The 8,004-nt window shown below is 52.3% G+C and carries 4 protein-coding genes, 10 tRNA genes, 1 rRNA gene and 1 pseudogene; 15 read left to right on the top strand and 1 reads right to left on the bottom strand.

Annotated elements, in window-relative coordinates:
* The 12 genes from F591_RS0126190 to F591_RS0126135 all read left to right on the top strand — a co-directional run.
* Positions 1 to 282 (top strand): 23S ribosomal RNA (locus F591_RS0126190); the annotation flags it as partial.
* A 154-nt stretch (positions 283 to 436) separates the two neighbouring features.
* Positions 437 to 508 (top strand) — tRNA-Glu (locus tag F591_RS0126185).
* 7 nt (positions 509 to 515) lie between these two features.
* Positions 516 to 591, top strand: a tRNA-Val gene (locus F591_RS0126180).
* A 4-nt stretch (positions 592 to 595) separates the two neighbouring features.
* Positions 596 to 672 (top strand) — tRNA-Met (locus F591_RS0126175).
* 10 nt (positions 673 to 682) lie between these two features.
* Positions 683 to 759: transfer RNA gene (locus tag F591_RS0126170), tRNA-Asp, on the top strand.
* A gap of 204 nt (positions 760 to 963) precedes the next feature.
* Positions 964 to 1,036, top strand: a tRNA-Lys gene (locus F591_RS0126165).
* Between the two features lie 7 nt (positions 1,037 to 1,043).
* Positions 1,044 to 1,129, top strand: a tRNA-Leu gene (locus tag F591_RS0126160).
* A gap of 8 nt (positions 1,130 to 1,137) precedes the next feature.
* Positions 1,138 to 1,221 (top strand) — tRNA-Leu (locus F591_RS0126155).
* Between the two features lie 7 nt (positions 1,222 to 1,228).
* A tRNA-Gly gene (locus F591_RS0126150) sits at positions 1,229 to 1,300 on the top strand.
* A gap of 14 nt (positions 1,301 to 1,314) precedes the next feature.
* Positions 1,315 to 1,391: transfer RNA gene (locus tag F591_RS0126145), tRNA-Arg, on the top strand.
* Positions 1,392 to 1,399: 8 nt separating this feature from the next.
* Positions 1,400 to 1,476, top strand: a tRNA-Pro gene (locus tag F591_RS0126140).
* A gap of 1,171 nt (positions 1,477 to 2,647) precedes the next feature.
* Positions 2,648 to 4,126: a polysaccharide deacetylase family protein gene (locus F591_RS0126135; RefSeq protein ID WP_019537518.1), complete on the top strand. Its 1,479-nt coding sequence runs from the start codon at positions 2,648 to 2,650 to the stop codon at positions 4,124 to 4,126.
* Between the two features lie 106 nt (positions 4,127 to 4,232).
* Here F591_RS0126135 and F591_RS0126130 read toward each other — a convergent pair whose 3' ends face one another.
* On the bottom strand, positions 4,233 to 5,606 hold the full coding sequence (locus F591_RS0126130) for a plasmid pRiA4b ORF-3 family protein (RefSeq protein ID WP_019537517.1): 1,374 nt from the start codon (positions 5,604 to 5,606) through the stop codon (positions 4,233 to 4,235).
* A gap of 378 nt (positions 5,607 to 5,984) precedes the next feature.
* Between F591_RS0126130 and F591_RS0126125 the strand changes: the two genes are divergently transcribed.
* From F591_RS0126125 to F591_RS32500, 3 genes and pseudogenes are all read left to right on the top strand, one after another.
* Entirely contained in the window at positions 5,985 to 6,449 is a 465-nt protein-coding gene (locus tag F591_RS0126125; protein ID WP_019537516.1) for a MarR family winged helix-turn-helix transcriptional regulator, read from the top strand.
* Between the two features lie 33 nt (positions 6,450 to 6,482).
* On the top strand, positions 6,483 to 7,496 hold the full coding sequence (locus F591_RS0126120) for an LLM class flavin-dependent oxidoreductase (protein ID WP_019537515.1): 1,014 nt from the start codon (positions 6,483 to 6,485) through the stop codon (positions 7,494 to 7,496).
* Positions 7,497 to 7,819: 323 nt separating this feature from the next.
* Positions 7,820 to 8,004, top strand: a pseudogene (locus tag F591_RS32500) (IS1380 family transposase); the annotation flags it as partial.

Genomic DNA, 8,004 nt, shown 5'->3' with positions numbered 1-8,004 from the left:
CCCTATCTGTCGCGGGCGTAGGAAATTTGAGAGGAGCTGTCCTTAGTACGAGAGGACCGGGATGGACGTACCGCTGGTGTACCAGTTGTCTCGCCAGGGGCATGGCTGGATAGCCAAGTACGGAAGGGATAAGCGCTGAAAGCATCTAAGCGTGAAGCCTCCCTCAAGATGAGATTTCCCCGTAAGTAAGACCCCTTGTAGGTGACGAGGTAGATAGGTTCGGGGTGGAAGCGCGGCAACGCGTGGAGCTGACGAATACTAATCGGTCGAGGGCTTAACTAAAATGCTAAAAGCTTCAGCGCAATGTTTCGTATCCAGTTTTCAGGGAGCAACTCTTTGTACATAGACATCTATGACGAGCGCTTCCTTCGTCATCGGTCGTCACCTGCGGTATTGAAATTTTGTCGGCGTATACCGCCAAATTTTCAAGATAGAAGGCCCGTTGGTCAAGGGGTTAAGACACCTCCCTTTCACGGAGGTAACAGGGGTTCGAATCCCCTACGGGTCATCCCTTTGAACGCTTAGCTCAGCTGGGAGAGCATTACCTTGACAGGGTAAGGGTCGGCGGTTCGATCCCGTCAGCGTTCACCATTATCGCGGGGTGGAGCAGTCCGGTAGCTCGTCGGGCTCATAACCCGAAGGCCGCAGGTTCAAATCCTGCCCCCGCAACCAATCTTACTGCGGAGCCGTGGTGTAGAGGCCTAACATGCCTGCCTGTCACGCAGGAGATCGCGGGTTCGAATCCCGTCGGCTCCGCCATGAATTACTTCTTTGCAGGGATGAGAACCCGGTTGGGTTCGTCGGAAGCTTCGGTAGCGATACTTCGCAGTCTCGCAGTCAGCGGTTAACGAAGTAACCGCACGGAGAGTATCCCGTCGGCTCCGCCATGAATTACTTCTTTGCAGGGATGAGAACCCGGTTGGGTTCGTCGGAGCATAAGCTTCGGTAGCGATATTTTATTATGAGCCATTAGCTCAGTTGGTAGAGCACCTGACTTTTAATCAGGGTGTCGTAGGTTCGAGTCCTACATGGCTCAGATGCATGCGGTTGTGGTGGAATGGCAGACACGCTATCTTGAGGGGGTAGTGGGCGTACGCCCGTGGAGGTTCGAGTCCTCTCAACCGCACCAAAACAATTGCGTTCGTGGCGGAATTGGCAGACGCGCTAGATTCAGGTTCTAGTGGTGTAACAACCGTGGAGGTTCGAGTCCTCTCGAGCGCATTGATTTGCGGAAGTGGCTCAGGGGTAGAGCATCGCCTTGCCAAGGCGAGGGTCGCGGGTTCGAATCCCGTCTTCCGCTTTTCTAAAATTTATGTGCCCTTAGCTCAGCCGGATAGAGCGTTTGACTACGAATCAAAAGGTCGGGAGTTCGAATCTCTCAGGGCACGCCATACATATTCGGGATGTAGCTCAGCTTGGTAGAGCACCTGGTTTGGGACCAGGGGGTCGCATGTTCGAATCGTGTCATCCCGACCAAATTCATAAGATTAACGAAAAGCCTTAATGACAAAGGCTTTTTTTCCGTTGCAGGAAAGTTTACCTTTGCTAAAGTAATTATTTGAATAGACGCCGATGACGAGCATTTCCTTTCATCATCGGTCGTTGCCTGTGGGGTTGAAATTTTGGCCCGTGGAATATCGTCGAATTTTCAAGAGAGTCCCCCATGCCGCTGGTGCAGCACCACCAGATGATGAAAATGGGCAGCAGCGCACCAAGCGCTATTTTCAAGAGAGTCAGCAAATGTTGTATTTTGTAGTATTTTGTACAACAAAAACGGGGTGATACACCGTATTGGCGGCTCAATGTTGCACTTTGTGCAACATTTTGGGCGATGTTCCCGAGTTTGAAGCCAATCGCCCCCAAATTGTTGCACGAAATGCAACATTCCCCTTCCTTTTGTGCAAAGGAGGCGGAAAATGTTGCATTTTTTGCAGGATTTGTCGCCTCATGTGCCCGGAGAAGGGCAGCGCTAACGCGGAGTTCGCATGCTAACGCGGAGTCTGCATGCTAACGCGGAGTCTGCACGCTAACGCGGAGTTCGCACGCTGAACACGGTTTCAGGAACCGTCGGCTCAGTCTCTCCGTGGCAGTAAAGTGTAGATTTGCGCAATAAAGGGCTGCTCCCAAGGCAGGTTTACTCAGCGCTGCCGAAAAAGCTGCCAGAAAAGTTCGACTTCGATAATGCGTTAAATCGAAGTGCGGCCTTCTGTACCAGGCAAACCGCCGCTTAAGCGCCAGCCGCTCACCTGGTGAATGCGCTTCGGATAGAAGCTTCTCTTCGTGCTCGCTAGCTTCGATTCTGTTTTGCCCGTAACGCTAGCCACAGAGCTTATTTCCCTCGAAACCATGGATTTGAAATGGTAATGCAAGTGAGCAGCCTTATTTCGCATTTTGGGCTGACAGATTCAGCGTTTCTGACCAAATAGCGTTACTCCGTTTCGTTACATTTTTAAAAAGGCACGATTCGGCCAAATAGCGTTGGTCACAAGCGTTAGAGATTCGGAAGCTTCGGTGGGAGCCCTGGGTACCGCCTATTTTCAAGATAAGTCAATATTATCCCTCTACGGCTCATTCACATTGTTTGGGGCAGATTACATAGGGGATGCATAGGAAGAGCAAACTATCCAAGTGAAGGAGCGTTCGTACAATGGGGCAGGATGAAGCGGTCAAGCCGCGCAAAACAAAGTATGCTGCGGCGGCTGTCCTGGTGCTCTTGCTGGTGGCTTCGCTGGTCGTCTATTTTGTTTTGGTGAAGTCTCCTGGGGAAGAAGTGCAGCCGGAGGATACGGCGCAGGGGGGCAGCCCAGCTCACGAAGTTCGCTATACCGATGAATTGAGCAATGCGATGGACGACGTTTTTACTTCGCGCAAGGAGTTGGCGCTCACATTCAACGGCATGGCGGACGGAGAAACGATGGACAAGCTTCTGCACGAGCTTGACCAATACCGGATCAAGGCGACCTTCTTCTTGCCGGGCATGCGGGTAGCTGAGGAGCCGGACGTGGCTGAGCGGATTTTGGCGGCCGGCCATCAGATCGAGAACAATACGCTCAATCTGCAGGATATGAGCACGATGAGTTATGAACAAATTTACAAAGATATCCGCCTCGCCAACGAGGTGATCGAGCGCGAGCTGGGGATGCGTCCGCAATACGTTCGCACGAAATCCGGGGAGTATACGGAAAATGTGCGCAAGGCGGCTGCCGCCCTGGGGATGAAAGGGGTCGTGCGCTACAGTATCAATCCGAGAGATCGCGATATGCAAAGCGCCGAAGAAATCGGGCAATATGTGGCTCGATACATGCGCAGAGGCTCCATTGTAACGCTGAATACGCACATCAACCCGGAAGTGCCCGGAGCGATTTCCTACATCGCCAAGGCGGCCGAAGTCAAAGGCTTTAAGCTCGTCACCTTGAATGAACTGTTGGACAAAGGGGTGCTGCGCAAGCCGCTTGAAGAGATTCCCGGATATGATGCGGCGAAGGTAAATCTGGACTACGCGAATGTCCAATATGAGATGTTCAAGCGTTTGCCCACGGGGAAAAAACAAATCGCTCTCACCTTCGATGACTGGGGGAGCGAGGACACGGTCAGCAAGCTGCTCGGGATTTTGGAAGATTATCATGTACAGGCCACCTTTTTCCTTGTCGGCGAAGGCGTCGAGCGCAATCCGAACCTGGCGAGAGCGATTTACGATGCGGGCCATGAAATCGCCAATCACTCGTACAGCCACAGGATCGTCACCACATTGACGCCGGAGGAGCTTCAGGAGGATATCGTTAAGGCTCATCGCGCCCTGACGAATGCGGTTCAGGTGGCGCCGCTGATGATCTTCAGGCCTCCGACCGGCGCGATCGACGAGGAAGCGGCCAAAGTGATCGCGGCGACCGGATACAAGACGATCGCCTTGTACGATGTCACCGCTCTCGATTGGGAACCTAGCCGCAGCGCGGCGGAAATTGCGGGCATCATCAAGCGGGACACCAAGGACGGCAGCATCATCCTGCTCCATCTTCACGATAACATCCATACTCCCGAGGCGCTCCCTGAAGTGCTCGAATATTTGCTGGCCCAAGGCTATACGTTCGTCAAACTGACCGACTTAATGCACAACGCGAAGAAATGAGCACGTTTCGGCGGGGACAAGCTGGCGGCAACCGAATCAGCCAAGAGCTAGTCCTCGCCTTTTTCCTGAAAATGCAAGGGATGGGGACGCGCGTGAAACGCCGTTCTCAATCCCAGTCGCTGTATTGCTCGGGAGCGTTGCCTTTCGATTGGATAACTTGAGGCTTCGACTGGCGCGAATCGACCGGGTCGGCGCTCTCGACGGTTACCTTGAACTCCCATTCATCGCCAAAGTCGAATACATACAGGAACGTTTGTCCGACCGACAAATCCAGTTCTCCGAGCTGAGCCTCGGTTACGACCTGCGTCTCTATATCGTTCGGTGAATAATACGCTTGCTTTCTCGACCAACGCTTTCCATCCATAAAAAATGCGTACAGGTGATCGTCCGCAAACTCGAACGCCTCTTGTATAGCGAGATGGAGATCATACAATGTGCAATGGGATGAAAGCCGAATGCGCCTCCAGCAGCTTCTGCTGACTGCTACTTTAAGCACATAGGTGCCGCTGAAGAAGGTGTTGAAAACCCGCGGCAGCCATCTCGTCAGCTCTCCTTCAGGGAAAAGCGGAATGAGCGCTTCAGCGAAAGGTTCCAGTTCTCCCACCTCGTCATCTTCGTCATCGTACTCTTCGTCTTCATACACTTCGTCATAGTAATCTTCATCATCGTCAAACTCTTCGTCATCGTCGAACTCTTCATCATCCTCATCTTCGTCAAACAGAAACATTTTGTCGGAGAAGATCGACCAACGGCTTGAATTCTGTTGATAAGGCATATTCCAAGATTCCGGATCTCTGGACCGGATCAGCTCTGGACAGAGCTGATGAAACAGCGGAGTCAGAGTGATCGATTTTACGATAAAACAAAATCTCTTCCCATAATTGGCCGTTCTTTGTGCGTCCTTTGTCGCCTCCCAAAAACCGAAGTAACGAAAATAATGTACAAAATAATCCCAACGCCATAAAAACTCGGAGATGCGCTCCCCGTTGATCTTATAGATCGGCTGCCCGGGAGGAAATTGCATCAGTTGATTGAAAAAGGAACGAACTGAAAGCGTCGGGCCGTGCTGCGACATGCTTTCCGTCATTTCATCCCAGTCTGCATCGACCCACAATGCCTCAAGCAAAGAAATATACTTTTCCGTCGGATTCAGCTCATAGAAAAGAGCCAGCCGGTCCGTGGGAACCAGCGCGTCTTGGCCGCCTCGCCCCGGCGCTGTCCGAAATAGCTTCGCTGCCAGCGCCAAATGATAAAAAAGGTTCAGCATCGGGTATGCATTTTGATCGGAATAGGATGTGATATCTTGCTCCGGTTCCGTCATCAGTGCATTGATCGCAAGCAAATCTTTGCGCTTCAGCCATCGCTGCGATTTCGTTAGCAGAACCTGATGGGTTTCCACATATTTTGCGAAAGTGGTAAAATCTTTAACAATCGGCGTTGGACTCGTTTCGCTAATGATAATCTTGGATTCGGTCTTCATCGGTTTCTCCTTCCTAGTATCAGGGCTATGATTATGATACGACATTATCAATCCTCATGTCGATATGCGGATTCATTGCGCTTCGGTCGCATTCCGGCGGACATGGCGTTGGCATTGCAAGTCGCTTACGATCATTCGATCGTGCCAATGATTAAGAGCGTTCGCACGGCAGCGCTGATAGCCCTACCGACGCCTCGCAATGACAACATGTGCTAGCTGCGGGCTTTCCATCCGTCCAAGACGCATTCCGGGCTGTACTGGCGTAACGATCGCGCACTTTTTTCCTGGCGTTTTTTGGCGGCATGATCAGGCAATCAGATCAAAGTCGCTCCGTTTTGAATTGAGGCTTGAATGTTGAATATGCTAGGTATAAAATGTTTGATATATCAATTGATGTATCAAGTAATGGGGGTGACGCGAATCGAACAGTCATGCACGGATCGGGAACGATTATTTTATCGTCTGCATGTGTTGATCAAAGAAATGGACCAAGCGTTTACTTCCGCTGTCAGCACCAGCTGCACGAAGCTGGAAATGATGGGCTGCTTGCATCAGCGCGCCGAGCTGAGCCAGCTGGAGCTGCAACGCCTGCTCGGTCTCGATGCGGCAGCCGTCACCAGGCATCTTAAGCAGCTGAAGCAGCAGCAGTTGATTGCCTGCCGGAAGCACGATCAAGATAAACGGATTTCGCTGGTATCGTTAACCGATAAGGGGGAAGCGGAGCTTATGGAGCTGACGGCCAAAAGAAAGCAGTTTCTAGAGCAGCTGACTGCCGATCTCTCCGATGCGGACATCGCTGTCCTGCACGCGTTTATTGAACGCATATCCCGCAATATTCGATAAATTGTGGCTGACCCATAAGGAGGCAAATGTCAAATGGCAGATCGGAAAGTGAAATTATCGATATTGGATTTGGCGCCGGTGTTGGAGGGAGGGACGCCTGCCGAATCGTTTCGCAATACAGTAGATTTGGCGCAGCACGCCGAGCAATGGGGCTACCAGCGTTACTGGCTCGCTGAGCATCATAACATGCAGGGAGTTGCCAGCTCGGCCACTTCCGTCATTATCGGTCACGTTGCCGCTAACACCCGCACGATTCGGGTCGGATCGGGGGGCATTATGCTGCCGAATCATGCGCCTCTTGTCATCGCCGAGCAATTCGGCACGCTGGAATCGTTATTTCCGGGCCGGATCGATCTCGGCCTCGGACGGGCGCCGGGCACGGATCAGCCCGCGACCCGGGCGATTCGCCGCAACGTATATAGCGACGGCAGCGAATTTCCCGAGCAGCTGTTGGAGCTGCGCTCTTATCTGAATCCGGCGCTCGGCGGAGCGGCGCCGGGAGTCCGGGCCGTACCCGGCGAAGGCCTCGATATCCCGATCTGGCTTCTCGGCTCCAGCGGGTTCAGCGCCCAGCTTGCCGGCCAGCTCGGTTTGCCGTTCGCGTTCGCCAGCCATTTTGCCCCGGACTATTTGCTGCCTGCGTTGGAGCTGTACCGCAGCCATTTCCGGCCATCTTCATCCTTGGAGAAGCCGTACGTCATGGTCGCGGTGAATGTCATTGCGGCACCGACGGATGATGAGGCAATCTGGCTGGCTACGTCTCAAGAACAGCAGTTTCTGAACGTAATTCGCGGGAGAAGCGGGAAGCTGAAGCCGCCGGTGGACAATATGGACCAGCTGTGGAGCGAACAGGAGAAGGCGGTCGTGCGCGGCAACATGCTCAAATGCTCGGCCATAGGCAGCCCCGATACGGTCAGATCCAAGCTTTCGGCCATTCTCGAAGAGACGGGGGCCGACGAATTGATTGCTACCGCCCAGGTGTATGACCATAAGGCCCGCCTGCGTTCGTTCGAGCTGCTGGCTAAGACGATGGGGCAAGTTCATTAATTATTTTAGAGCAGATCTAACAGGGAAGGGTATGGGGGCGGAAAAAGAACTCGGGCTTGGCCAGCGGCTGGAGCACCATACCCTTTCCCTTCCCAAGGCATATTAGTACCGCCAAGCACATCAATCTTTTAAAAGGACACCGCAAGGCTTCTTTCCGCTTCAGTCCTTCAAGTAGCGCTGATAAGCGGCATTATATAATTGCAAATATCCTGAATCCGTGATCTTTAAAATCAAAATAGTGAGATAAAGAAAGGAAATCAATGATCGATGGAGAAATAGTAGGATATTCGTTAGATTCCAACTATCACCATCGAGGTGCATTGATGAAAATCCAATTTGTACGATCCAAAGAGCTCATTCTAACCACTCACGCGGGGCTGGCTACAGTCGGCGCTCTGCTTGCTCATACAAAGTTAACGAAACGATTAAATCATACCGTTATTAAGGATTTTGAACATCCGTTTCACTCCCACGCGGATGTGATGAAAAGCTACTTGGGTCTGCTTTG

Origin of the sequence: Paenibacillus ginsengihumi DSM 21568, from assembly GCF_000380965.1 — a bacterium.
Classification (GTDB): domain Bacteria; phylum Bacillota; class Bacilli; order Paenibacillales; family NBRC-103111; genus Paenibacillus_G; species Paenibacillus_G ginsengihumi.
The sequence above is the reverse complement of the archived record's forward strand: the minus strand, read 5'-3'. Positions and strand labels throughout refer to the sequence as shown.

What these genes read in the sequence shown, in the direction of transcription:
- F591_RS0126135 (WP_019537518.1), top strand. Translation starts at nt 2,648, where the DNA reads ATGGGGCAGGATGAAGCGGTCAAGCCGCGCAAAACAAAGTATGCTGCG.
- F591_RS0126130 (WP_019537517.1), bottom strand. Translation starts at nt 5,606, where the DNA reads ATGAAGACCGAATCCAAGATTATCATTAGCGAAACGAGTCCAACGCCG.
- F591_RS0126120 (WP_019537515.1), top strand. Translation starts at nt 6,483, where the DNA reads ATGGCAGATCGGAAAGTGAAATTATCGATATTGGATTTGGCGCCGGTG.